A 24,947-nucleotide genomic window follows, 5' to 3' on the forward strand; every position below is an offset into this window, starting at 1 on the left:
TGGGATGACTTGTCGATTTAATCGACTTTTTTAAACATTTCCGCGCGATGTGTTGAATGGATCAACATGTTGGACGGGCTCGGGCGGGCGGATTAAAAATTTTCAATTGGCCTTGGCGGTGATCGCGAACAGTTCGCCCACCAGCCGCTCCGCCAGTTCCGGCTTCACCGGTTCCGCCCCGAACACCAACCGGAACACGATCGGCGCAATCAGGTGATCGATCACCTGCTCCGCTTGCGGCGCCGGCTCGCCGCGGGCGTGCGCCTGTTCGACCAGCGTCAGCGCCTCCTTGCGGCGGTTGCGCAGGCAATCGGTGTCCGCATCGCCGGTGGCCAGCGCGGCCGCGGCTTTCAGCAGCGACTTGCTGCAAGGCTGCGCCAGGTGCGTGATGAGTTCCTGCGCCCACGCGGTCAGGTCTTCGCGCAGTGCGCCGGTGTTCGGCAGCGGCCGGTCCGGGTCCAGCCGGCGCGTGGCCGTTTCGGCCAGAAGGCCTGAGAGGTCCCCCCATCGGCGATAGATGCTGGAGGCGCTGACCCCCGCGCGTTCGGCCACGGCCGGCACGGTGACGCGCTCGCTCCCCTGCTCGGCCACCAGTTGTTCGAGGGCGGTGCGCACCAGCGCCTGCACCTGGGCGCTGCGGCCGCCGGGACGCTTGCTGGGAAGGACAACATCGTTCATGTGAGGACTTTAACGCAAAGTTATTTGCTTTAGTGAATCTACAGGTCTAGAATCGCAAAAGCTAAAAAAGTTGCGTTAAGGACCTCCAATGCCTTCCTCCTGCCCCGAACTCGCCGTTGCCACCGCCGACGTCGCTGCCCGTTCCAAGCCCTGGCGTCTGCCGGCGGCGGTCGGTTTTCCGTTGCTGGCCTCGGTGCTGTTCGCCTTTTTCTTCGCGGCCGCCGCGCCCACGCCGCTGTTCGTCGTGTTCCAGCACGCCTGGGGCTTCTCGGCGTCGATGCTCACGGTGGCGTTCGCGATTTACGCGATCGCGTTGCTGATCTCGCTGCTGGTCGCCGGCTCGCTGTCGGACCACATCGGCCGCCGCCCGGTGGTGTTGGCGGCGCTGGTGCTGCAGGCGGTGGCGATGGGGCTTTTCGTGCTGGCAGAGGACATCGCCGGGCTGATCGTCGCGCGCATCGTCCAGGGCGTGGCCACGGGCATCGCGAGCGGTGCGCTGAGCGCGGCGGTGGTCGAGGCGGCGCCGGCGTCGCGCAAGCGCCTGGGCGCGCTGATCACGAGCGTCTCGCCGCTCGCGGGGCTCGCGGTGGGCGCGCTGCTGACCGGCATCGCGGTGAAGTTCACCGACCAGCCGGTGATGCTGGTGTTCGGCGTGCTGGCCGTGGTGTTCGCGGTGGGCGCGGCCGTGGTGCTGTGGATGCCCGAGACCGTCACGCCGCGTGCCGGGGCGCTGGCTTCGCTGGTGCCGCGCGTGTCGATTCCCGTGCGGGCGCGGGCCGACTTCGTGCGGGGTCTCCCGGTGTTCATCGCGGTCTGGGCGCTCGGCGGCCTGTACCTCTCGCTCGCGCCGTCGCTGATGCTGCATGTGTTCCACATCGACAACGGCGTGGTCAACGGCCTCACGGTCGCGGTGCTCTCGGGCTTCGGCGCGCTCGCGCCCACGTTGCTCGGCCGCTTCTCCCCACCGCGGACCGTGGTGTTCGGCGCGGCCAGCATCGCGGTCGGGCTGGTGCTGCTGCTGGCATCGCTGGGGACGAAGTCGCTCGCGCTGTTCTTCGTGGGCACCGCGATCGCGGGCCTGGGCTTCGGCGGCACGTTCTCGGCGCTGGTGCAGACGCTGGCGCCGCTGGCCGATTCGCACGAGCGCGGCGAACTCTTCGCCGCCATCTTCGTGGTCTGCTATCTCGCGTTCAGCCTGCCGGCGATGCTGGCGGGCTTCCTGGTGAAGCCGCTCGGCCTGCTCAACACGGTGGAAGGCTACGCGGCCGTGCTGCTGGTGATCGCGGCCTTCGGCATCTGGCGCCAATGGGCGGCGCTGCGCCGCAGCGTGCCGGTCAGCGGCTAACGCGCGCCGCAAGCATCGCGCGCGCCGCTTCGGCGAAGCCCACGCCGCGCTCGCCCTGTGTGACGTAGCGCGGCAGGTGCTCCAGCTGCGGCACGAAGCGCGCGACGTTCGCCACGCCGATGCTGCCCGCGAAGGTGCGGAACATCAGCTGGTCGTTGGTGGAATCGCCCACGTAGGCCCAGCGGTCGAGCTCGTCGTCGAGCGTGCGGCCCCAGAGTTCGCGCACGATCCAGCGCGCGCCCTCCAGCTTGTCGTTGTCGCCGTACCAGCCGTTGATGTGGATGCTGCTCACCGTGGCGTGCATGCCTTCGCTGCGCATCAGTGCGACGACGTGCGCGATGGTCTCCTCGCCCAGCTGCACGAATTCGCTGTGGTCGATGGCGATGTCCGTCTCGCGGCCCGCCGAATCGGTGGCGCGCTGCGCACCCGGAATCTCGCGCTCGATGCGCGTCAGCACCGCCTGCATGCGCGCGAAGTTGGCGGCGCGCGTGGGCGCATCCTGCTGGTAGCGCTTTTCGATCTGCCCGCCGGGCGCGGGCAGGAGCGCCACCGCGCCGTTCTCCGCCACGATCGCATCGACCGGCCAGGTGTTGACGAAAGGCAGGCTCCAGCCCACCGGCCGACCCGTGATCGCCACGATGGCGAAGCCGGCCGCCTTCAGATCGCCGAGCGCCTGCAGCGCATCGGCGGTGATCGCGCCGTCGGTGGTGAGCGTGTCGTCGATGTCCGTGAACACGCCGATGAGTGCGCTGCGTGCCGCAGTGGCCCAGCGGTCGAGCGGCAGAAGGTGCGTGGGCGAGGCCGGCAGGGGGGATGAAGACGACAAGGACGACATGGCGGTGAATCTCTGGAGAGCCCGAGATCGTACCGGCGCTTTCGTGTAGCATCCCGCCCCCGCCGCGCTTCCCCGCCGGCGCGGCACTTTCCCATGCCCCACATCCTCGTCGACCAACTCCTCAAGACCTACCGGATTTCCGAGCGCGACCCGGGCGTGATGGGCGCGCTGCGCGGCCTGCTGCAGCGCCGGCACCGCACGGTTCAGGCGCTCGCCGGCGTGTCTTTCGAGCTGCCGCGCGGCGAACTGCTCGGCTTCATCGGGCCGAACGGCGCGGGCAAGTCGACCACCATCAAGATCCTCGCGGGCATCCTGCGGCCCGATGGCGGGCGCGTGGAGATCGACGGCCGCGATCCCTTCGCCGACCGCGAGCGCCACGTGGCGCGCATCGGCGTCGTCTTCGGCCAGCGCACGCAGCTGTGGTGGGACCTGCCCGTGGGCGACGGCTTCGACCTCTTGCGCGACATCTACCGCGTCGATCCGCAGCGCTACCGGCGCACGCGCGACGAGCTGGTCGCGCTGCTGCACCTGGAGCGCGTGCTCGACCAGCCGGTGCGCCAGCTCTCGCTGGGCCAGCGCATGCGCGCGGAGATCGCGGCGGCGCTGCTGCACGAGCCCGACATTCTTTTTCTCGACGAGCCCACCATCGGCCTGGATGCGCCGTCCAAGCTCGCGGTGCGCGACTTCGTGCGCCGCGCCAACCGCGAACGCGGCACGACGGTGCTGCTCACCACGCACGACATGCACGACATCGAGGCGCTGGCCCAGCGCGTGATCGTCATCGGCCACGGCCGCGTGCTGGCCGACAGCCCCGTCGAGGCGCTGCGCGCGCAGGTGATGGCCGAGCGCCGGTTGATCGTCGATTTCGCGCAGGACGCCGCGCTGCCCGCAGAGGTGCCCGGCGCCACGGTGCATGCGCGCGACGGCCAGACGCTGGTGCTCGACTTCGATCCTTCGGTGACCACCGCGCCGGCGCTGATCGCGCGCATCGCGGCCGCGCATGCGGTGGAAGACATCCGCCTCGAAGGCATGGCGATCGAGGCGGTGATCGCGCGCTTCTACGCGATGCATGGAGCGGCCGAAGCGTGATGCAGCTGCGAACCCTCGCGCGTCCCTACGTCGCGGCCTTCGCCTCGCGCTTCCTGCAGATGCTGCAGTACCGCACCGCCGCGCTCGCGGGCTTCGCGACGCAGTGCTGGTGGGGCGGCATCAAGGTGATGGTGTTTGCCGCTTTCTACGGCGGCACTGCGATTGCAGGCGCGAGTTCGTCGATGTCGCTCGAACAGGCCATCACCTACACGTGGCTCGCGCAAGGGCTGCTCGTGCTGCTGCCCTGGCTCGGCGATCCCGAAGTGGCGCAGGCCGTGCGCACCGGCGCGGTCGCCTACGACCGGCTGCGTCCGGTGGACGCCTATGCGCTGTGGTTCGCGCGCAGCGCCGGATGGATCGCCGCGCGCGTGCTGCCGCGCGTGGCGCTGATGGCGGCGTTCGCCGCGGTCGCATTGCCATTGGTGGGGCTCGGCGAATGGGCCTGGCAGCTGCCCGCGAGTTGGGCCGCGGGGCTCGCGTTCCTTGTGTCCGCGGTGCTCGCGCTGCTGCTGTCGGCATCGATGGTGATGCTGCTGAACGTGGCTGCGACCGCGGCGCTCAACGAGCGCGGCATCAGCGCGGTGGCGACGCCCGTGGTCATCGTGCTGTCGGGCAACCTGCTGCCGCTCGCGCTGCTGCCGGACGCCTGGCAGACGGTGCTGCTGGTCCAGCCGCTGGCCGGGCTGATGGACATTCCGGCGCGGCTGTACTTCGGGCAACTGGGCGGTTGGCATGCCGTGGCCGCGCTCGCGCTGCAGTGCTTCTGGATCGCCGCGATCGTCGCGGCGGGGCGCTTCGCGATGGACCGCACGATGCGCAGCCTGCAGATCCAGGGTGGCTGACCGAATGGGTTCGCTGCCTCTTTTCTTTCGCCTCGTGCGCGCCTCCATCGGCGGCCAGGCGCGCTATCCCGCCTCGGCGCTGATGCTGACCGTCGGCCAGTTCCTGGGCACCGGCATCGAGGTGATCGTCGTCTGGGCGCTGTTCCACCGCTTCGGCGAGGTGCAGGGCTGGCGCATCGGCGAAGTGGCGCTGTTCTACGGACTGGTCAACTGCATGTTCGCGCTGGCCGATGCGCTGGGCCGCGGCTTCGACGTGCTCGGCACCGAGTTCCTGCGCACCGGCGCGTTCGACCGTTTGCTGCTGCGCCCGCGCCCCCTGGCGCTGCAGCTGATGGGCAACGACTTGCGCATCAGCCGCGCGGGCCGCCTGCTGCAGGGCCTGGCCGTCGTGGCATTCGCCACGCAGCAGGCCGGCATCGAATGGACGGCTGCCACGGCGGCGATCGCGCTGTTCGCGCTGGCCGGCGGCGTCGCGCTGTTCCTGGGCATCCTGGTGCTGCAAGGCACGCTGTCGTTCTGGACCGTCGAGAGCCTGGAGATCGCCAACGTGCTCACCTACGGCGGCGTGCAGGCGGCGCAGTACCCGCTGGCGCTGTATGCACAGTGGTTCCGCCGCGTGCTGACCTTCGTGGTGCCACTGGCCTGCGTGGCCTATTACCCGGCGCTGGCGATTTTGGGAAAGGCCGATCCGCTGGGGGCGCCGGCGTGGGTGGGTGTCGTGTCGCCGGTCACGGGCTTCGTGTTCCTGGCGGCTGCCTTCGGCGTGTGGCGGCTGGGGGTGCGCCGCTACGCGTCGACGGGCAGCTAGGGCTTTCTCTCGGCCGTTTTCAATCCACCAGGTTGAGCTGGATGTAGCCCTGCGTATTGACGTTGGTGCGCGCGCCGATCAGTACGCTGAGGCCAGACGACCGGGCTTCGAAGTACTTGTTGGTTCCGAAGCCGTTCACGCTGCGCAATGCATTCGGGCCGGCGATCAGGCTCACGGGGAAGCTCAGCGTCCCGACGGTGCCGTTCACGCTGGTGCTCGTGCGCTCGTTCAGGCTGGCATTCAGCACCGAGGATCCCCATGCACCGTCGGTGGAATGGCCATGCGCCGTGACCGAAGGCCACGCTGCCGACTCGGGCAGCCCGATGCGGAAGATCGTGCTGGTCTGCGAGGCGCCAAACGCTCCACGCAACTGGACGTTCTGGCCGCCGATGCGGGCCATGTGGAAGATCTGGCCCTGGTTCGGGTCCGGGTTGTCGAGCCGCAGGGCTTGCCAGCGGGCGTTGGCGGCGTCCCAGCCGACCGAGTACCCGATCTGGGACCCGGCCGGGCATGCATCGACAGCGGAGATCACGTTGCTGCTGCACAGGACCATGCCCGTGCCCGCACCCTGGATCTTGAACGTGGTGATGGAGGAGTCCGCGCCGCTGGCACTGCGCGTCACGGCCAGCTGGTTGTAGATGCCGTCCAGGTCCGCGGCGCGGGTCACGAAGGCCCGGGCGGCAATGAACGGCTGCGCCGCGTAGGTGACCGGATTCGAGTACGCCGCTGCGAACGGGAACCCGCCGACGACCGCATCGCCGGAGACCCGGAAGCGCGCCGTGTTGTACGGCGTGGCGGCGACCCGGCCCGTGGCGAAGACATACGTGCCTGCTTCCGCGGCGTCGTCCGCCAGCGCACCGGCCACGGTGGCGCCTGCGTTGTCGGTCATTTCGTAGCGCTTCGTGTCGAGGTTGATCCGCAGCGTCTGCTGCGTGCCGTTGGTGGCGAAGACCTTGTAGCGGCCGTTGCGCGCGTCGCCCGGCGAACCGGTTTCGACAAGACCGACGGCGATGTAGCCCACGGTGCTTTCGATGGCGCGGAAACCGGTCACGATGGCCAGGCCGGCGCCCTGCACGACGTGGTACTTCTCAGTGCCGTCGGTCACCACCCGAACGCCTTCGGGTCCGGATGCCAGCGGGGTGACGGGCACGGTCAGCGTCCTGTAGTTGTCGTCCGCGTACGCGGCGGCGCGCAGGTAGGTCGTGGTGTTCAGGGTCGTTCTTCCCCAGGTGCCCACCGTGGAGCCGCCGCGCGTCGTGACGGACGGCCAGCTGGGCGACTCCGGCACGGCCAGCCGGAAGACCTGCGTGTCGGGATCGGTCGCGCTGGCACCCGCCGAGAGGTAGACGTTCTGGCCGCCGATGCGGGTCACGCGAAAGCCGATCTTGTCGTCGGGGTCGGCGACGTTGGTGCCGGTCCACTTCGAGCTGGCGTCCAGGGTCAGCGAATAGGCGCGCCTCGATTCCCTGGGGCAGGCATCGACCGTATAGATGGTGTTGTCGAAGCACATGTCGAGCAGGGTGCCTCCGCCGGAGATGCGCAGCGGCACGACCTGCGAGTCGACGCTGCCGTTGCGGCTGTGGCTGATGCCCAGGCGGTTGTAGACGCCATCGACCGCCGCGCCGATCGTCACGAAGGCCCGTGCGGCGACGAAGGGCTGCACCGCGTAGGTTGCGGGGTCCGAGTAGGCGTTCGCAAACGGGAACTGGCCGACCACGGCCTCGGCGGTGATGCGGAAGCGCGCCAGGTTCACGATGGCGGGAACGCGCGTCGTGTCGAAGACGTAGGTGCCGGGCTCGGTGAAGTCTTCGGCAAAGGTGCCCGACGCCGCCGCTCCTTCCGGATCGGTCATCGCGTAGGTCTTCGCGTTCATGTCGATCGACAGGGTCAGCTGCGTGCCGTTGGCCGCATAGACCGTGTAGCTGCCGTTGCGTGGGTCTGGCGCATCGAGCCGGCCCTGGACACCCGACAGATCGGGACCGGCGTTGTCGCCGATCTGGGCCACGAAGGAAGGTGCCGGATCGTCGCTGAGCGCCTGGAGCACCGCCGACGAGGACTGCGCATCGGACTCGGCCATCTTGCCGAGCCCTCCGGATGAAATGCCCCCTGAACCGCTTGAACTCCCGCCGCCGCCACCGCAGCCAGACAGAACCAGGCACACCAGCGCTGCACTCGACAGCGACTTCGACCAACTGACAGCGAACATCAGTCTCCTCCCGCGTGTTATCGACGATGGCCACGGCCTCGCAAGGCCGGGGATTTTTTTGTGTCGCCGATCGTAACCGGGATGACCTACTTCCAGTAGGGGCTGTGAGTTCTTACTGTCGAATTCGCTGGTCGCTCAGCCCGCACTCTGCAGCGCCAGCCCCGCATGCTCCCGCAGCGGATGGAAGTGGATCTTCGGAAACCGCTCCTGCGCCAGCCGCACGTCGTAGGGCGAGGTGCAGAGAAAGGCCAGCGTGTCGGCCGCGTCCTTGGCCATGCGCACCGGGTAGGCATTGACGAACTCGCGCAGCTCGGCCGGCGTGTCGGCGGTGATCCAGCGCGCGCCCGTGTACTGGCAGCCTTCGAGCCGCACGTCGGCGTCGTACTCGGCCTTCAGGCGGTGCTGCACGACTTCGAATTGCAGTTGGCCGACCGCGCCCAGCAGCATCGGCCCGCCGACCTCGGGGCGGAACACCTGGATCGCGCCCTCTTCGCCGAGCTGGGCCAAGCCCTGCTGCAGCTGCTTGGTGCGCAGCGGGTTCTTCAGGATCACGGTCATGAAGAGTTCCGGCGCGAAGAAAGGCAGGCCGGTGAACTGCAGGCTCGCGCCGTCGGTGATGGTGTCGCCCAGCTGCACGCCGCCGTGCGTGGTGAAGCCCACGATGTCGCCCGCATAGGCTTCTTCGACCGCCTCGCGGCGCTGGCTCATGAAGGTCACGACGCTGGTGGGGCGCAGCTCCTTGGCGGTGCGCTGCACCTTGAGCTTCATGCCCGGCGTGTACTTGCCCGAGGCCATGCGCACGAAGGCGATGCGGTCGCGGTGGTTGGCGTCCATGTTGGCCTGCACCTTGAAGACCACGCCCGCGAAGTCCTTGTCCTCGGGCTGGATCTCCTTGACCACCGGCTGGCGGTTGACCATCGTGGTGCTGGTGCGCGACTGCGGCGAGGGCGCCAGGTCGACCAGCGCGTCGAGCACTTCCATCACGCCGAAGTTGTTCACGCCCGAGCCGAAGAACACGGGCGTCTGCTTGCCGGCCAGGAACGCCTCGCGGTCCCAGGTGGGCGAGGCGCCGGTGGCCAGCTCCATGCTGTCCATGGCGGAGTCGAAATCGGCGCCGAAGCGCTTGGTGAGCACGTCGCGTTCCGTGAGGGCGATCGTCTCGAAGTCGTGCGGCAGTCGTTCGCTGCCCGACTCGAACACCGTCATCGTCTGCGTGCGCAGGTTCATGATCCCGCGAAAGCTCTTGCCCTGGCCCACGGGCCAGGTCATCGGCACGCAGGGCATGCCGAGCTCGCGCTCCACTTCGTCCAGGATGTCCAATGGCTCGCGCACTTCGCGGTCCATCTTGTTGACGAAGGTGATGATGGGCGTGTCACGCTGGCGGCAGACCTCGATCAGCCGGCGCGTCTGCGCTTCCACGCCGTTGGCCGCGTCGATCACCATCAGCGCCGAATCGACGGCGGTGAGCACGCGGTATGTGTCTTCCGAGAAATCCTTGTGGCCGGGCGTGTCGAGCAGGTTGATCACGTGGTCGCGGTACAGCATCTGCATGACCGAGGAGGCCACCGAGATACCGCGCTGCTTTTCGATTTCCATCCAGTCGGAGGTGGCGTGGCGCGAGGCCTTGCGCGCCTTCACGGAGCCGGCGATCTGGATCGCGCCGGAGAAAAGCAGCAGCTTTTCAGTCAGCGTGGTCTTGCCGGCGTCAGGGTGGGAAATGATCGCGAAGGTGCGGCGGCGGCGGGTTTCGGCAACGAAAGGTGATGACACGGGGGGCTCCAAGAACCCGCGATTTTCGCAGACTGGTCCCGGAGGCCCCGTTGAGGCTCGAATCGTCCTTTGTCAGCCGCCTGGCCCAGGCAATGTTCAATCGGCAAGTCCAATGTGCAGGTAAGGGGTGGCTGGACGCACTGGCGCCATGAACAGGATTGCACCGTTCTGCAGGAGGAAGTACTTGTTGCCGCCGCTGTCGAGCCCCAGCCGCATCTGGGGATTGCCTGAGACGGGTTGAAGGGTCAATGTCAGTTCAGTCGATGTGCCGTCGGGCAGAACATAGCGGGTCGCATAGCTTGTCGCGTCGGTCGCGGCCGTGCCGAAGGACGACATGGTCGAGGCAGTGTGCACTTTCAATGCGGGCCAGTTCGCATCGTTGGATCCAGGTGGCGACTGCGCAAGGCCCGTCAGCAGCATGGAAGCGGTCGCGACGTAAGGTGGCCCGCCAATGGGCACCCCTGTCTCTTTGGACTCCAGCAGAACCCGTCGACTGCCGATCTTGGCGACGCGGACAACGAAGGATGGGTTCTCGTTGCGGCCGAGAAGCCAGATTCCCGGCGAAGCGCCCGGAGATATCGACAAGTCGTAGGAAACGGGCGGTGTGCCGGGCTGCTGGCAGTAGGACGAGGCGCCCGAGCTGCATTGGGTCGCGAGCGTGCCCGACGCGTCGATTTTCAACTGCCAGTCGGCTGCGACCTGCAAAGGGGCCTCGGGCGCAGCCAGCTTGCTGGTCACCAGCACGTCATACAAGCCAGCCAGTTGAGTCCTGTCCGTCACGAAGGAGCGCGCCGCGATGAATGGCTGTACCGCGTGGACAACCGGCTCCGATTTGAAGACGGCGAAGGGGAAGGCGCCGACGATCGCGTCCGTCGTGATCCTGAAGCGCGCCGTGTTCACGACCGCAGCGATGCGTTCGCTCGCGAAGATGTAGGTGCCAGGGTCGTCCGCATCCTCGCTGAAGCTTCCAGTCGCTGTGCCACCGCCGGGCGCGGACATCGAGTAGCGCTGCGTCTCGAAGTCGATGTCCAGCGTCTGCTCCGTGCCGTTGGCGGCGAAGACCGTGTACTGCCCGCTGCGCGCATCCAGCGCGTCCTTGAACAGGTTGATCTGGATATAGCCTTGCGTATCGGGATTGCGCGTGCCGACGATGACGGAAAGCGCGCCGTTCTGCATTGCGTAGTACGTCTTCTGCCCCGTCGCATTCAGGCTCCGGATGCCCTGCGGTCCGCCCATCGGGGCGAAGGGCAGGATGAGGTCGCCGGTGACACCTTCCGGTGTGACCGCGGTGCGCACGGAGTTGATGGCGTCGAAGACGTTGGCGCCCCAACTGCCTTCGGTCGATGCGCCGACGTACCTGATCTTCGGCCAGCTGGCGGAGTCTTTCAGTCCGACCCGGAACACGTGCACGTTGGGTGCCGCGTCGGTGTAGCCGCCCGACAGCCAGACGTTTTGTCCGCCGATACGGGCCATGCGGAACTGCAGGAGATCGCTGGGCGTGGCGACGTTGATGGCGGTCCACACGAAATCAGGTGACGCCGTGATGGCGTAGGTCTGCTTCGAGGCGGCGGGACACAGCTCGATTCTGTAGATCGTGTTGTGAAGGCACATCTCCAGCTTGGTGCCGCCTACCGATATCCGCATCGCAAGCATCTGCGAGTCCGAGGTGCCGTTGCTGTTGCGGCTGACGCCGAAGCGGTTGTAGGTGCCGTCGAGCTGCGCCGCGCCGGTGACGAAGGCGCGCGCCGCAACGAACGGCATCACCTGGTAGCTGACGGGATTCGACCAAGCCTTCTCGAAGGGAAAGGCGCCGACGATGGCGCCGGGCGTGATGCGAAAGCGCGCCGTGTTGACGACGCTCGCGATGCGATCGCTCGCAAAAACGTAGGTGCCGGGCTCCGCCGCATCCTCGCTGAAGGTGCCGGACGTGGCTTGGCCCTGGCTGTCCGTGAGCGTGTAGCTCCGGGTATCGAAATTGAGGTGGAGCTTTTGCCGAGTGCCATTGGTGCCATCGGCGGCATAGACGTAATAGACGCCGTTGTGTGAATCCGCAGCGCTCAGGCGCGCGGCGATGGCTTGCGCATCGAGGTTTGCGCTGCCTGCTTGCTGGGCTGTCACGGAAAACGGCGTCTCGTCGCCTGCCGCTTGCAGACGCACGTCATCGGCGTTTGCCGATGCAGCATCGAGCGCGTCCTTGAGTGCGCCCGATCCCGTCGCGGCTGGAAGGCTGATGCCATCGCTGCCGCCACCTCCGCAGCCCAGGAGGGCCGCGCACGTGAACGCGGCGAAGAGAAGGGCCCGGAAAGTCCCGACTCGTTGTTTCATTGTTTCTTCTCCCCCCGCCACTTGAGCGGCGTGCCGTCAATTCGCCAAGCCGATGTGCAATTGGCTCGCATCGCCGTTCGAAGGCATCGCGAACACGAACCGCCCGTCGTTGATCGCGAGGAACGGCATGCCGCCGGCATCGGTACCGGTCATGACCCGCCCGTTGTTCGTCACGGGTGCGAGCGTCAGCGCGAACGGTGCCGTCGTGCCATCGGCTCGCTGGTAGGAGCCCGCATAGCTCGATGGGCCGACGGCCAGCGCGCCCAGTTCGCCCGCGCTCGAGTAGCTGTGCACGGCGCCGGTGAGCCATGTGGCGGGGTCGGTGGTGGGTTGGCGCGGCCCCAGGAGCAGGTAGGCGCCGAGTTTGTTGTCGCTCCCGTAGAACTGGCGGCCGAATGCCAGCATGATCTTGCGGCTTCCCACATTGGCCACGACGAAGGTGAAGAGCGCCGAGCCGTCTCCCGAGAACAGGTACCACTCGTTCGATATCGTGGACACCACGAAGGCGCCCGGCGACGCTTCATCGGCGCAGGTCGTGACCGGTGTCAGCCTGCAGATCTTCGTCAGCTCGCCGTCGGGACCGATGACCACCCGTGCGATGCTGGACGACAGATAGCGGGGTGCAAGTGCTGCGGGTGTTCCGGCCACGATCAGGTCATAGCTGCCCGGCAGATCGGCCTGGCTCGTGACCAGGTTGCGCACCGCGATGAAGGGCTGGACCTGGTGTTGGGGCGTGGCGAGCGCGTTCACAAAGAACGGGAATGCGCCGACGATCGCGTCGTCAGTCACACGAAACCGCGCCGTGTTCACGATCCCGGCGATGCGCGGGCTGGCAAAGACGTAGCTGCCGGGGTCGGAGGGGTCGGCACTGAACGTGCCGCTGCTGGCCTGCTGAAAGGCTTCGTTCATCTGGTAGGTGCCGGCATCGAAATCGAGCGTCAGCTTCACCGGATCGCGCTGCGCGGAGTAGGTCTGGTAGCTGCCGCTTCGCGGATCGACGCCGCCGTTGTCCTTGAACAGGCCGATCTGGATGTAGCCCTGCGTTCCGGGATTGCGCGCGCCGACGATCACCGCCAGCGTGCCGTTCTGGGTCGCGAAATACCTGTCCACGCCGCTGCCGTTGATCAGGCGGATGCCTTGGGGCATCCGGGGGTCGACGTCGTTCACCGGCAGGGCAAGGGTGGCGGATGTTCCTGTCGCATCGAAGCTGGCGCGCGACGTGCTCGCGGGGCCCAGGAGGTTCGTGCCCCAGCGGCCGTCCGAGGAACTGCCGACGTAGCGTGCCGTGGGCCAGGTGGTCACGTCGCGAAGCGCGATACGAAAAGGCCGCACGTCGGGGGCCGTGGCGCTGCTGCCCCCGAGCAGCGCCACGTTCTGTCCGCCGATGCGTGCCATGCGGAATCCCAGCACGTCGGTGGGCGCATTGACGTTGGTGCCGGTCCAGACGAAATCGGCGCCCGGCGTGATCGTGTAGACACGCCGCGATTCCAGCGGACAAGCTTCCGGCTGGTTGATCGCGTTGTCGAAGCACATCATCAACTTCGTGCCCTTGCCCGAGATGAGCATCGGCACGATCTGCGAATCGGCGCTGCCGTCGCTGTTGAGGCTGATGCCCAAGCGGTTGTATTCGCCGTCGAGTTGCGCGGGTTCGGTGACGAAGGCGCGTGCCGCGATGAAGGCGGTGACTTGATAGCTGACCGGGTTCGACCACGGCTTCTCGAACGGGAACGCGCCGACGATGGCGTCGGCGGTGATGCGAAAACGCGCCGTGTTCACCGCGCCGGTGAGGCGGCTGCTCGCGAAGAGGTACGTGCCCGGCTCGCCCGGGTCTTCGCCGAAGGTGCCGGACGTCGTTTGGCCCAGGTTGTCGGTCAGCGTGTAGCTCTTGGTGTCGAAGTTGACGCGCAACTTTTGCCGCGTGCCATTGGTGCCGTTCGCGGCATAGACGTAGTACACGCCGTTGCGCGCATCCGCGGCGTTCAGGCGCGCCGCGATGGCTTGTGCGTCGAGGGCTGCGCTCGTCGCCGTCTGGGCCGTCAGCGACGGCGCTTCTTCATCGCCCGGCGCCTGGAGCGCCGGCGCACCTGAAAGGGCAGGCCCACCGGCATCGGCCGCCATCGGCGCGGCGATGCCGCTCCCGCTGCCATTTCCTCCGCCCCCGCCACAAGCCGTCAGGCCCACGCACAGAACAACCGCGCTCCACAGCGCAGCGAATGTCGTCTTCATTGTTTTTTCTCCGATCCGCTCACCGGTGCCATGCGCACCGACCTCGCGCCCCCTCCGGGCACCGATGGATCGTAGCTTCAGCCGCTTATTTCTGGATGCTTTTGATTACAAAAACCGCGCAATTGTTATCGCCGAGGCCCTAAAAAGCCTCCGTCACCCCATACGCCCGCATCTGCGCCTCGAACTGCGCCACGTCGTTGCTCAGCACCACCAGGTCATGCGCCTGGCCCTGGCGGTCCTTCACGTGCTTGCTCAGCAACGCCTCGGGCCGGAAGCCCAGCGCCTGGAAGACGGCGATGGCGCCGCGCTGGTCGACTGTCATCTGCGCAACGATCTTTTCCTGCCCGCGCTCGACCGCCAGCGCACAGCCCTCCTGCGCTAGTTGCTGGCCGAGGCCGCTGCCGCGCAGCGCCGGCGCGACCAGCACGCGCAGCTCGGCCACGTGGTCCGACCAGGAATGCGGGTCGCGGATGACGGCCGCGCAGCCGAGCACTGTGCTGCCGCGCACCGCCAGCACGCTGTCGATGTCGCCGCGCTCGATGGCGCGCACCCACGCGCCCATCACCTTGGGCTCGGTGATGTCGCGCGGCAAGAAGAGCAGGTCGTGCGCGGGCAGCGCCTTCGCGAACGCGAGCACGGCGGGGGCGTCGTACGCGGTCATCAGGCGCAGCTCGATGTCGCCGTCGCCGTTCGGCACCATGCGCGGGTAGTTGCGGGAGGAAGAGGCCAAGGTGATGGTCATGTCGATCGCACTCCAAGCCAGTCGTCGAGTTTGGGCCACAGCCGGCGCACCGCGTTGGCGCCCGCGGCCAGGCTGACGTGGCCGCCCTTGAGGACGACCTCTTCCTTGTCGGCCGAGCCGATGTTCGCGATGAGCGGCTGGCCGGCCTCGTAGGGAACGATGTGGTCGTGCTGCGCGAGCGCGTGCAGCACCGGCACCTTGATGTTTTCCAGCAGCACCTTGCGCCCGCCGAGTACCAGCTCGCCCTTGAAGAGCTTGTTGTCCCACATCAGCTCTTTCACCGTCTGGCGGAAGTACTCGCCGGCCAGCGGCAGCATCTCGGCGCCCCAGCGGTCGAACATGCGGTACGACTTCACGAACTCGTCGTTGGCCATGTTGTCCCACAGCTGCACCACGCCGGCGCCGCGGCCCGCGGGACGCAGCATGTCGAAGGAGGCGAACAGCATCTCGGGCGGCACGTTGCCGATGGTGTCGATGAGCCGGTCGACGTCGAAATAGCGCCGGTCCGACCACGCATGGAAGAGCTTCATGCGGCTGAAGTCGATGGGCGTGGTGAAGAGCGCGAGGTTCTTCATCGGTCCGCCCGGGTGCAGCGCCGCGTACAGCGTGGAGAGCACGCCGCCCATGCAATAGCCGGCGATGGTGATGTCTTCCTCGCCCGAATCTTCCTGCACGCGGCGAATGGAATCGGGAATGAAGTCGAGCACGTAGTCCTCGATGCGCAGGCGCTTCTCGTCGGCGCGCGGCGCGTTCCAGTCCATCACGTAGACGTCGTAGCCTTTGAGCAGCAGGTACTCGACCATGCTCTGGCCGGGCGCGAGGTCGAAGATGTACGCGCGGTTCGTGGTGGCCATCACCATCAGCACCGGCACGCGGTAGATCTCGTCGACCAGCGGGCGGTAGTGGTACAGGCTCAGCGTGCCGCGGCGGTGGATCTCGTCCTTGGGCGTCTGGCCGACCGCGGGCGTGGCGGAGGTGAGGAAGTCCAGGCCCTTGATGTTGCGCTGGATCGCGCGCTCGATCTCCGCGCCGATGTCCGGCAGGGCGAGTGCGTCGGCGATGGCGTTCATCGCGCGCTGCGCTTTCTTGCGGGGCGCTTCGGTGCGGGGGGCGGTGCCGGGGCTTTCACGGCGGCGGCAGCTTGCGGCGGCTGTTTGGTGCGGCGCGGCTTGGGTGGCGCGGCCGTGGCCGCGGAGGTTGCAGGACCGCGCCCGCCCTCCATCGCGCGGCTGATGTTCGCCAAGTGATCGTCGATGCGCTGCAACTGTTCGCCCAGCGCCTGGATGTCGGCGCGCGTGGGCAGGTTGAGCATCGTGAGGTAGCGCGCCATCAGCTCGCCCAGCCCTTTCTGCGCGGTGAGCGATGCGTTCATGCCGCCGTGCATGCCCTGGCGAAACGGGTCCGAGGCCATGGTCTCGTTGGCGAATTCGTTGGTGCTTTTTTCCCATTGGGCCGTGAGCTCGCGCCACATGGCCATCGGGTCGAGGGGGGAGAACTTGTTCATGGACAGAGGCCCCGTCGTCTATCGGTCGGTCAATGGTCGCGGCGCTGCCCGGTGTGCGCGGCGATGGCGTCGATGATCTGCGGCCACATCGACACCGGCAGCGCGTGGCCCATGCGCGGAATGCGCAGCAGCTTCGCGCCCGCAATGGCATCGGCCACATCGACGCCGCAGGCCACCGGCACCAGCGGATCGGCGTCGCCGTGGATCACCAGCGTGGGCACCTGCACGTCACGCAGCGCGGGCTTGCGGTTGCCGGACGCGAAGATCGCCGCCAGCTGGCGCGCCACGCCGCCCGGGTTGAGCCCGCGCAGGAAGATGAGCTGCGCGCGCTCGGCGTCGCGCGCCTCGTCGAGCGGAAAGTCGGGGCCGCGCAGCACATGCCAGACCTTCCTGTAGTGCGGCAGGAAGGCATCGAAGGAGAGCGGCGTGGGCGAGAACAGCACCGCCATCGCCTCGGGCGTGGGCGGCGGCAGCGCCGGGTTGCCGGTCGTGGACATGATGCTGGTGAAGGAGCGCATGCGCTCCGGGTGATGGATGGCCAACTCCTGCCCGATGGCGCCGCCCATCGATGCGCCCACGATGTGCGCGCGGTCGATGTCGAGCGCGTCGAGCAGGCCGATGCAATCGGCCGCCATGTCGCGCAGCGTGTAGGGCACCGCGAGCGGCTTGCCCGCCATGGCCTGCAGCATCAGCGCCTGGATGTCGGGAATGCCCAGGTGCGGCAGGTGCGTGGAATGGCCGATGTCGCGGTTGTCGAAACGGATCACGCGGTGCCCGCCGGCTTCGGCCAGGCGCGCGCAGAACGCGTCGTCCCAGGCGACCATCTGGGCGCCGAGGCCCATGATCAGGAGAAGCGGCGGCGCGTCGGGGTCGCCGAAGCTGTCCCACGCGATCTCGATGCCGTTGGCGAGCGTGCGGCGCTCGGTGCGGGGTGGGACGGCGGTCATCGCGCGAGCGCCTTGCGCTTACTTGCGCTGCAGCAGCTTGGTCACTTCGTCCACGTTGGACTGGATGCGCTGACGCACCACGTCGAAGGCATCGGCCTGCGACTTGGCCGCAAGGTTGGCCAGCTCCTTGATGTCGTCGATGGCGCGCTGGAACGATTGGCGGCCGAGTTCGTCGAGCTTGGCGAGGTTGGCCTTGGCGTCCTTGCCCGGCATTTCCTTGGCGGCCGTCTGCCATTCGGTGATGGCGCTCTTGATCATCTCGGTCTGCCGCTGCACCACGGTCTGCAGGCCCTGGTAGGACTTTTCGTTGGCCTGCATCAGCGCCTGCAAATCCTTGCGGCCGTTCTCGAGCAGCTTGCCCGCGCCGCCGGTGAGGTTCAGTTCCTGCAGGCGATCGGTCATGCCCTTCAAGTTCTTCAGCGGGTTGAGCATGTCGGCGGCGCTGGGAGCGGCCGTCTTGGCGCTGCTGCTGCTACTGCTGGCGGTGGTCTTCTTGGCGGCGGCTTTCTTGGCAGTGGCCATGGTGCGGTATCTCCTGTGTCGGGTGAACGGGTGAATGGCAAGGACCGGCCGGACGGCAAAAGTCCCTCGCCACGATACGCCGCACCGGCACGGCCAAGGTCCCCGCGGCAACAAAAATGCCTGCGGGATTTCCCTTGGATATTGAATGCCTGTATCGCGAAGCCCGCGAATGCCCGCGACTGCCGCGAAGGCTTACATCGGCGGCGCGAAGCCGTTGCGTCCGGCCGTCACGCGCAGCGCCGTGGGCGTGCCGTTCTTTTCCTGCGCATTGACCAGCACCTTGGCGCCGGGCACCAGGAGTGCATCGGTGCCGGGGCGGAAGGTCACGACCGGCACGTCGGGCGGCACGATGACTGTCTTCTCGCCGCCCTTGTAGGTCAGGCGCAGCTGCTGTCCGCCCTTCACCGATTTCGGCGCCGCGGCCAGGTCGGCGACGGTGGCGTTGGTCATGGTGCTCTCGGGCAACAGGTCCCACGGGCGATGGCCTTCGCCGGTGCCGCGTGCGGCCTCGGGGAACACCACGACTTCGAGCGCCTTCTGCGAGCCGTCGGCCTGCGGCATGGCGGCGGTGCCGATGAAGCTGCCTTTCTTGATGTCGGCCAGCTTGATTTGGTAGACCTCCGACAGCTGCATGTCGGCCGGTCGCGCGAGGCTGACGACTTCGCCGCCGCGGTCCTGCACGACGAGGGTCTTGGCGTCGACGCGGACGATGGTGCCGCGGATGCGGACTTGTTCGGAGGCCGCTTGCGCGGAGGCGATGACCGGGAGGGCGGCAGCGGCGAGAAGTGCGGCCGAGGCCAGCAGGGTCGAGGGGATTCTGGAGAACATGGGGGGTCTTGCGTCTTGCATCTTGGTGTTGGGGTGCGGATCAATGTACGCCTCGACAACGAAACGCGCTTCCCGTCATGTGGGATACCCCAGCGGTTGGCTCGGCCTGGCACCCCGTCTACAATCCGCCGTTCCGAGGAGCGTTGCAGCGCCATCAAGGCGTGAGGCTCGGACCACATCGCAACCACGCTCACCCGCTGTTCTCGCGGTGAGTCCTTTTCCGTCAGACCCCCGTACGCAGTGGCATCTTTCAAACCAGTTTTGGAGTTCTCATGAGCGCTGTTCTCAAGCCCACCCCCGTTTTGACCGCCGACCAGGCGATTGCCGACCTGTCCCTCGCCGCCTGGGGCCGCAAGGAAATCCGCATTGCGGAAACCGAGATGCCCGGCCTGATGGCCATCCGCGAAGAGTTCTCGAAGGCGCAGCCGCTCAAGGGCGCGCGCATCACGGGCTCGCTGCACATGACCATCCAGACGGCCGTGCTGATCGAGACGCTGCAAGCCCTGGGCGCCACCGTGCGCTGGGCCTCGTGCAACATCTTCTCGACGCAGGACCACGCCGCCGCGGCCATCGCCGCCTCGGGCACGCCGGTGTTCGCGATCAAGGGCGAGTCGCTGGAAGACTACTGGGGCTACACCCACAGCATCTTCGACTTCGGCCCGAAGGACTCCAAGGGCGAAGGCCCCAACATGATCCTGGACGACGGCGGCGACGCCACCCTCCTGATGCACCTGGGCCAACGCGCCGAGAAAGACCTGGGCGTGCTGGCCAACCCGACCAGCGAAGAAGAACGCATCCTGTACGCCGCGATCAAGGCCAAGCTGGCTGTCGATTCGACCTGGTACACCCGCAAGTCCGCCGAGATCATCGGCGTGACCGAAGAGACCACCACCGGCGTGCACCGCCTGAACGAGATGAGCGCCAAGGGCACGCTGCTGTTCCGCGCCATCAACGTGAACGACTCGGTGACCAAGAGCAAGTTCGACAACCTGTACGGCTGCCGCGAATCGCTGGTGGACGGCATCAAGCGCGCGACCGACGTGATGATCGCCGGCAAGGTGGCCTGCGTGGCCGGCTACGGCGACGTGGGCAAGGGCTCGGCCCAGGCCCTGCGCGCCCTGAGCGCCCAGGTGTGGGTCACCGAAATCGACCCGATCAACGCCCTGCAGGCCGCGATGGAAGGCTACAAGGTCGTGACGATGGAATACGCCGCCGACAAGGCCGACATCTTCGTGACGACCACCGGCAACAAGGACGTCATCACGCACGACACGATGGCCAAGATGAAGGACCAGGCCATCGTCTGCAACATCGGCCACTTCGACAACGAGATCGACGTCGCGTCGATCGAGAAGTACGAGTGGGAAGAGATCAAGCCGCAGGTCGACCACATCACCTTCCCGGACGGCAAGAAGATCATCCTGCTGGCCAAGGGCCGCCTGGTGAACCTGGGCTGCGGCACGGGCCACCCGAGCTTCGTGATGTCGTCGTCGTTCGCCAACCAGACCATCGCGCAGATCGAGCTGTTCACCAAGCAGGACGCGTATCAGGCCGGCAAGGTCTACGTGCTGCCCAAGCACCTGGACGAGAAGGTCGCGCGCCTGCACCTGAAGAAGGTCGGCGCCATGCTGACCGAACTGACCGACTCGCAAGCCGCCTACATCGGCGTGAGCAAGAACGGCCCGTACAAGCCGGACACGTACCGCTACTAAGCGTCCATGCGCGCTGATCAATTGCTGGTGGAACGCGGCCTCGCCGCGTCGCGTTCGCAGGCCGTGCGGCTCATTGCCGGCGGCATGCGCTGGCGCGATGCGGGCACGAGCGACGCATGGCGCTCGGTCGTCAAGAACAAGGACGAGGTGCCCGATTCCGCCGAGCTCGAACTGGACGACGCGGCCGAGGCGCGCTACGTCTCGCGCGGCGGACTCAAGCTCGAAGGCGCGCTCACTGTGAGCGGTGTCGATCCCGCCGGCAAGCTGTGCCTCGATGTGGGCCAGTCGACCGGCGGCTTCACCGACTGCCTGCTGCAACGCGGCGCGACGAAGGTCGTGGGTGTCGATGTCGGCCACGGGCAGTTGCATGCGAAGTTGCGCGAGGACGAGCGCGTCGTCGCCATCGAGGGCGTCAATGCGCGGGCCTTGTCACCGGACGATCTGCAGGAGGAAGAAGGCGAAGCGCCGTCCGATTTGCGTTTCGACCTGATCGTGGGCGACCTGTCGTTCATTTCGCTCACGCTGGTGCTGCCGGCAGTCGTCGAATTCCTGGCCGACGACGGCCAGCTCCTGATGCTGGTCAAGCCGCAGTTCGAACTGCAGCCCGGCCAGGTCGGCAAGGGCGGCATCGTGCGCGATGCGGCGATGTACGAGATCGTCGAGAAGCGCCTGCGCGATGCGTGCGCCGCGCTCGAGCTGCGCGTGCTGCAGTGGTTCGACAGCCCGATCGCCGGTGGCGACGGCAACCGCGAGTTTTTCATTCACGCCGTGCGCGCGTCCGGCGCGAACGGCTCCTAAGGAGACGCAGGTGCGCCTTCCGCTGAGTTTCGAATTCTTCCCGACCAAGACGCCCGAAGGCGCGGTCAAGCTGCGCGCCGTGCGCCAGCAGCTGTACGTGCGCAAGCCCCAGTTCTGCTCGGTCACCTACGGTGCCGGCGGCTCCACGCACCAGGGCACCTTCGGTGCGGTGCAGGAGATCCTGGGCGAAGGCGTCGATGCCGCCAGCCATTTCTCTTGCATCGGTGCCACCAAGGCCACGGTGCGGGAGCAACTGGCCGAACTCAAGGCCATGGGCGTCAAGCGCCTCGTGGCGCTGCGCGGCGACCTGCCGAGCGGCTACGGCATCGGCGGGGAATTCCACTACGCGAGCGATCTCGTGGCCTTCATCCGCGAGGAAACGGGCCGCGACTTCCATATCGAGGTGGCCTGCTATCCCGAAGTGCATCCGCAGGCCCGCTCGCCCGAGGCCGACCTGCAGGCCTTCGCCGCGAAGGTGAAGGCGGGTGCCGATTCGGCCATCACCCAGTATTTCTTCAGCCCCGAGGCCTACTTCCGCTTCGTCGACGATGTGCGCAAGCTCGGCATCGACACGCCGATCGTGCCGGGCATCATGCCCATCACGAGTTCGACGCAGCTCATGCGTTTCTCGGACGCCTGCGGTGCCGAAATTCCGCGCTGGATTCGGCTGCGCCTGCAGGGCTTCGGCGACGACACGGCCTCGATCAAGGCCTTCGGCCTGGACGTGGTGACCGACCTCTGCGCGCGCCTGCGTGACGGCGGCGCACCCGCGATCCACTTCTACACGATGAACCAGTCGGCGGCGACGCTGGCTGTGTTGGAGCGTCTCGATTGAGAGGGCGCGCCGCAGGTTCGTCGCTGCGCGCGGGGCTTCGCCTTGCGATCGTCGCTGCCACCTGCGTGCTTGCGGGCTGCGCCATGCCGCCCGCCACCGAGGGCGGCACCGATCCGGGTGCGGCGGCGGGCTCGCGCCTGCGGCCGCTGTCGAAGGGGCTGGCGGTTCCGCCGGGCGCTTCGGCGCGCTCGGATGTGCCGTGGGTGCGCTATGACCTCGCGGTGTCCGGCACCGGCGAGTTGACGCCCGACGACGGCGTGCCCGGCGACGACGGGCCGCGCGATATCTTCGAGCGCGGCGGCGCGTCCTGGTACGGCATCCAGTTTCACCAGCGCAAGACCGCCAGCGGCGAGCGCTTCGACATGACGGCCCTGACGGCCGCCCACAAGACCCTGCCGTTCGGGACGCGCGTCTGCGTGCGCAGCCTGGTCAACGGCAGCGAGGTGCTGGTGCGCATCAACGACCGCGGCCCCTATGCGCAGGGCCGCGTCATCGACCTGAGCCGGGCCGCCGCCGACCGCATCGGGCTGGGCATCAAGCAGGTGGCGCTGTCGGTCGTCGGGCCCGGGGGCATGCGTTGCGGCGGTGTGCAGGCCGAGCCGGGCGAGGCCGCCGCGCCGGTGGCACCGGGCGCCGACCGCGCCAAGGCCGCGGTGCCGGCCCGGCGCAAGGTGATCGTGCCGCCGCGGCGGCGCCGTTGAGGCGCTAAGAGGGCGACTCAGCCGCCGCTGTCGAGCGAGAAGGTCGCGTTGCGGTCCTGCGCCAGCTTCTCCGCCAGCTGCGGCAGCGCCGCCGCGAGCAGGGGCTTGAGCGTGTAGGGCGGGTTGATCAGGAACATGCCGCTGGCCGGGAGACCCGGACGCTTGGTCTCGCCGGTGGGCGTGGCCGTCAGCTTGCTCGACTTGACCGTCAGCGTGGCATGCAGCCATGGCTTGCCGGCCTTGGTCGCCATGGTCTTGAGCCGGCGCGGCAGGTCGTGCGCCTCGGGCCTCGGAATGATCGGATACCAGACGGCATACGTGCCCGTGGCGAAGCGCTTGAGCGCCTCGGCCGCGAAGTCGAGCACGCGGGCGTAGTCGCTCTTGATCTCGTAGCTGGGGTCCATCAGCACCAGCGCGCGGCGCGACGGCGGCGGCAGGAACTTGGTGGCGCTCCCGAAGCCGTCTTCGCGCAGCACGGCGATCTGGCGGCCGGCCTCCAGCTGGGCGATGTTGGCGTCCAGCGTGCGCGCGTCGGTGGGGTGCAGCTCGAACAGCTTGAGCTTGTCGTGGTCGCGCAGCAGGTGCTGCACGATGAACGGCGAGCCGGGGTAGACGCGGGCGCCGCCCTTGGGGTTGAAGTCGTGGATCACGCCGAGGTAGCGCGCGATCGCGTCGGCCAACGGGGCCTCGGCTTCCGGAGCCGCTTTCTTGGCCGCCGATTTCGCGGCGGGCGCGGGTGCGGCGGGCTCTTTGAGAGGGGCCAACAGACGCAGGATGCCGTCTGCCGCTTCGCCGCTGGTGTCGGCGTAGTCGCCATCGAGCCGATAGAGGCCCGCGCCGGCGTGGGTGTCGACGACCGTGAGTGCTGCTTCTTTTTCAAGCAGGTGGTCGAGCGTGGCAATCAGCACCGTGTGCTTGAGCACGTCGGCGTGGTTGCCGGCATGGAAGGCGTGGCGGTAACTGAACATGAGGGGATTCCGGATAGGTGGCAGATGTGCAACAGCCTATCAACAGAGGCTGCGGTAACATCAAATTACAAAACTAGAGGGAAACAGGATGAGTCCGTCGAACTGGAGATTTTGGGGCCTCGCGGCCACGATGGGGATTTTGTCGGTCCTGGGCGGTTGTGCCGCTGTCAGCCAGGGGCTCGATCAGCCGATGCGCGTGGACGTCCTGTCGCAGAAGGGCGAGCTCATTCCCGATGCGCGATGCCGGGCGGTCAACGACAAGGCCAAGGTGAGGATGCGCTCCGGCCGGGTCATCGGCGTGCGCCGCTCGCGGGCCGACCTCGTGATCCAGTGCGCCGTCGACGGGCAGGGCGTGGCCACCGGCCAGGCGATCTCGCGCCCCAACATCGGTTTCCTGGGCAATTTCGCCATTGCAGGCGGCGTGATCGGCGCTGCGGTCGACGACAGCGCCGGCACGGCCTACACGTACCCGACGTGGATCCAGATGGTCATCGGCGAAGAGCGCCTGTACGACCGCAGCGGGCACCGCGACGAAAGCCTGGACACCGGCACCCTGGTTCGCAAGATCGACACCGGCGTTGCCGTGGCCAGCCCGGTGGCCGCGCCGGCCCGCTGAGCTGCAGCGCCCCGCGCGAAGCCCGGCGACGGCGGAAATTGGCCAGATCGGCCGATTCTTCATATAATCGCAGGCTTCGCAGCGTTTTTGTAGCCCCGCGGCGAAGGCATTCAACCCGCTTGCGGGGCGAATGAAAACCCACCTAAGAGATTCCCATCAGAGGAACGCCGACCGTGGAAAAGGGCTCGCCAAACCCTCTTTTCAAGAGAAAAACTCATGACCAAAACGTTCAGCGCCAAGCCCGCTGACGTGACGCACGAGTGGTTTGTGATTGACGCGACCGACAAGGTCCTCGGACGAGTAGCCAGCGAAGTTGCTCTCCGTTTGCGCGGCAAACACAAGGCCATTTACACGCCTCACGTCGATACCGGTGACTTCATCGTCATCATCAACGCAGCACAACTGCGCGTCACCGGCGCCAAGTCGATCGACAAGGTGTACTACCGTCACTCGGGCTACCCGGGCGGCATCAGTGCCACCAACTTCCGCGACATGCAATCCAAGTTCCCGGGCCGTGCCCTGGAAAAGGCCGTCAAGGGCATGCTGCCCAAGGGCCCGCTGGGATACGCGATGATCAAGAAACTCAAGGTCTACGGTGGCGCAGAGCACCCGCATACCGCCCAACAGCCCAAAGTGCTGGAACTGTAAGG

Annotated in this window: 23 protein-coding genes and 1 riboswitch; of the genes, 10 read left to right on the forward strand and 13 right to left on the reverse strand. The window is 67.3% G+C overall.

What is annotated here, in order from left to right:
* Window positions 1-102: 102 nt before the first annotated feature.
* Window positions 103-678: a TetR/AcrR family transcriptional regulator gene (locus ACZYRS_RS04975; protein ID WP_463418340.1), complete on the reverse strand. Its 576-nt coding sequence runs from the start codon at window positions 676-678 to the stop codon at window positions 103-105.
* An 88-nt stretch (window positions 679-766) separates the two neighbouring features.
* Between ACZYRS_RS04975 and ACZYRS_RS04980 the strand changes: the two genes are divergently transcribed.
* Window positions 767-2,023 carry an MFS transporter gene (locus ACZYRS_RS04980; RefSeq protein ID WP_463418341.1) on the forward strand — a complete coding sequence of 419 codons (1,257 nt, stop codon included), beginning with the start codon at window positions 767-769 and terminating at the stop codon, window positions 2,021-2,023.
* Here ACZYRS_RS04980 and ACZYRS_RS04985 read toward each other — a convergent pair.
* Complete coding sequence (locus ACZYRS_RS04985; protein ID WP_463418342.1) at window positions 2,013-2,858, reverse strand: HAD-IIB family hydrolase; 846 nt, start codon at window positions 2,856-2,858, stop codon at window positions 2,013-2,015. The genes ACZYRS_RS04980 and ACZYRS_RS04985 overlap by 11 nt on opposite strands.
* Before the next feature lie 93 nt (window positions 2,859-2,951).
* On the opposite strand from ACZYRS_RS04985, the gene ACZYRS_RS04990 reads away from it, so the two are divergent.
* From ACZYRS_RS04990 to ACZYRS_RS05000, 3 genes are read left to right on the forward strand one after another with little or no spacing between them, the layout of a single operon-like run.
* Window positions 2,952-3,947: an ABC transporter ATP-binding protein gene (locus ACZYRS_RS04990; protein ID WP_463418343.1), complete on the forward strand. Its 996-nt coding sequence runs from the start codon at window positions 2,952-2,954 to the stop codon at window positions 3,945-3,947.
* On the forward strand, window positions 3,947-4,789 hold the full coding sequence (locus ACZYRS_RS04995; protein WP_463418344.1) for an ABC transporter permease: 843 nt from the start codon (window positions 3,947-3,949) through the stop codon (window positions 4,787-4,789). The genes ACZYRS_RS04990 and ACZYRS_RS04995 overlap by 1 nt, the downstream gene beginning before the upstream one ends.
* Before the next feature lie 4 nt (window positions 4,790-4,793).
* Window positions 4,794-5,597 (forward strand): ABC transporter permease, encoded by an 804-nt coding sequence (locus tag ACZYRS_RS05000; RefSeq protein WP_463418345.1) that lies wholly within the window; start codon window positions 4,794-4,796, stop codon window positions 5,595-5,597.
* A gap of 19 nt (window positions 5,598-5,616) precedes the next feature.
* Here the strand turns inward: ACZYRS_RS05000 and ACZYRS_RS05005 are convergent, their stop codons facing one another.
* The 10 genes from ACZYRS_RS05005 to ACZYRS_RS05050 all read right to left on the reverse strand — a co-directional run bounded on the left by ACZYRS_RS05005 (window position 5,617) and on the right by ACZYRS_RS05050 (window position 18,667).
* Window positions 5,617-7,674, reverse strand: coding sequence for a hypothetical protein (locus ACZYRS_RS05005; protein WP_463418346.1), 2,058 nt, complete (start codon window positions 7,672-7,674; stop codon window positions 5,617-5,619).
* Window positions 7,675-7,938: 264 nt separating this feature from the next.
* Entirely contained in the window at window positions 7,939-9,573 is a 1,635-nt protein-coding gene (locus ACZYRS_RS05010; protein ID WP_463418347.1) for a peptide chain release factor 3, read from the reverse strand.
* A gap of 96 nt (window positions 9,574-9,669) precedes the next feature.
* Window positions 9,670-11,898, reverse strand: a complete 2,229-nt coding sequence (locus tag ACZYRS_RS05015; protein WP_463418348.1) for a hypothetical protein — start codon at window positions 11,896-11,898, stop codon at window positions 9,670-9,672.
* A gap of 36 nt (window positions 11,899-11,934) precedes the next feature.
* Window positions 11,935-14,124 carry a hypothetical protein gene (locus tag ACZYRS_RS05020; RefSeq protein ID WP_463418349.1) on the reverse strand — a complete coding sequence of 730 codons (2,190 nt, stop codon included), beginning with the start codon at window positions 14,122-14,124 and terminating at the stop codon, window positions 11,935-11,937.
* 139 nt (window positions 14,125-14,263) lie between these two features.
* Window positions 14,264-14,866 (reverse strand): GNAT family N-acetyltransferase, encoded by a 603-nt coding sequence (locus ACZYRS_RS05025; RefSeq protein WP_198786657.1) that lies wholly within the window; start codon window positions 14,864-14,866, stop codon window positions 14,264-14,266.
* Window positions 14,863-15,936 (reverse strand): alpha/beta fold hydrolase, encoded by a 1,074-nt coding sequence (locus tag ACZYRS_RS05030; RefSeq protein WP_463418350.1) that lies wholly within the window; start codon window positions 15,934-15,936, stop codon window positions 14,863-14,865. The genes ACZYRS_RS05025 and ACZYRS_RS05030 overlap by 4 nt, the downstream gene beginning before the upstream one ends.
* The gene (locus tag ACZYRS_RS05035) at window positions 15,933-16,370 is read right to left on the reverse strand and encodes a hypothetical protein (protein ID WP_463418351.1); all 438 of its coding nucleotides are present in this window, start codon (window positions 16,368-16,370) and stop codon (window positions 15,933-15,935) included. Before ACZYRS_RS05035 ends, ACZYRS_RS05030 begins: the two co-directional genes overlap by 4 nt.
* A gap of 29 nt (window positions 16,371-16,399) precedes the next feature.
* Window positions 16,400-17,317 carry an alpha/beta fold hydrolase gene (locus ACZYRS_RS05040; RefSeq protein ID WP_463418352.1) on the reverse strand — a complete coding sequence of 306 codons (918 nt, stop codon included), beginning with the start codon at window positions 17,315-17,317 and terminating at the stop codon, window positions 16,400-16,402.
* Between the two features lie 18 nt (window positions 17,318-17,335).
* A complete protein-coding gene (phaP, locus tag ACZYRS_RS05045) occupies window positions 17,336-17,839 on the reverse strand; it encodes a TIGR01841 family phasin (protein ID WP_463418353.1) in 504 nt (167 codons plus the stop codon).
* Between the two features lie 192 nt (window positions 17,840-18,031).
* Window positions 18,032-18,667, reverse strand: coding sequence for a hypothetical protein (locus ACZYRS_RS05050; RefSeq protein WP_463418354.1), 636 nt, complete (start codon window positions 18,665-18,667; stop codon window positions 18,032-18,034).
* Window positions 18,668-18,796: 129 nt separating this feature from the next.
* A riboswitch (S-adenosyl-L-homocysteine riboswitch) is annotated at window positions 18,797-18,866 on the forward strand.
* Between the two features lie 73 nt (window positions 18,867-18,939).
* Here ACZYRS_RS05050 and ahcY point away from each other — a divergent pair.
* From ahcY to ACZYRS_RS05070, 4 genes are all read left to right on the forward strand, one after another.
* Window positions 18,940-20,379, forward strand: coding sequence for an adenosylhomocysteinase (gene ahcY / locus ACZYRS_RS05055; protein WP_198786651.1), 1,440 nt, complete (start codon window positions 18,940-18,942; stop codon window positions 20,377-20,379).
* A 6-nt stretch (window positions 20,380-20,385) separates the two neighbouring features.
* Window positions 20,386-21,177 carry a TlyA family RNA methyltransferase gene (locus ACZYRS_RS05060; protein ID WP_463418355.1) on the forward strand — a complete coding sequence of 264 codons (792 nt, stop codon included), beginning with the start codon at window positions 20,386-20,388 and terminating at the stop codon, window positions 21,175-21,177.
* A 10-nt stretch (window positions 21,178-21,187) separates the two neighbouring features.
* Entirely contained in the window at window positions 21,188-22,012 is an 825-nt protein-coding gene (gene metF, locus ACZYRS_RS05065) for a methylenetetrahydrofolate reductase [NAD(P)H] (RefSeq protein ID WP_463418356.1), read from the forward strand.
* Between the two features lie 83 nt (window positions 22,013-22,095).
* Window positions 22,096-22,713 carry a septal ring lytic transglycosylase RlpA family protein gene (locus tag ACZYRS_RS05070; RefSeq protein WP_463422452.1) on the forward strand — a complete coding sequence of 206 codons (618 nt, stop codon included), beginning with the start codon at window positions 22,096-22,098 and terminating at the stop codon, window positions 22,711-22,713.
* Between the two features lie 17 nt (window positions 22,714-22,730).
* Here the strand turns inward: ACZYRS_RS05070 and ACZYRS_RS05075 are convergent, their stop codons facing one another.
* A complete protein-coding gene (locus tag ACZYRS_RS05075) occupies window positions 22,731-23,681 on the reverse strand; it encodes a 23S rRNA (adenine(2030)-N(6))-methyltransferase RlmJ (RefSeq protein WP_463418357.1) in 951 nt (316 codons plus the stop codon).
* Between the two features lie 190 nt (window positions 23,682-23,871).
* Here ACZYRS_RS05075 and ACZYRS_RS05080 point away from each other — a divergent pair, with 190 nt between their 5' ends.
* Window positions 23,872-24,297 (forward strand): hypothetical protein, encoded by a 426-nt coding sequence (locus ACZYRS_RS05080; RefSeq protein WP_463418358.1) that lies wholly within the window; start codon window positions 23,872-23,874, stop codon window positions 24,295-24,297.
* Between the two features lie 216 nt (window positions 24,298-24,513).
* Window positions 24,514-24,945, forward strand: coding sequence for a 50S ribosomal protein L13 (rplM, locus tag ACZYRS_RS05085; RefSeq protein ID WP_013543664.1), 432 nt, complete (start codon window positions 24,514-24,516; stop codon window positions 24,943-24,945).
* Window positions 24,946-24,947: the final 2 nt, after the last annotated feature.

The sequence above is a fragment of the Variovorax sp. AC194 genome (assembly GCF_979257995.1).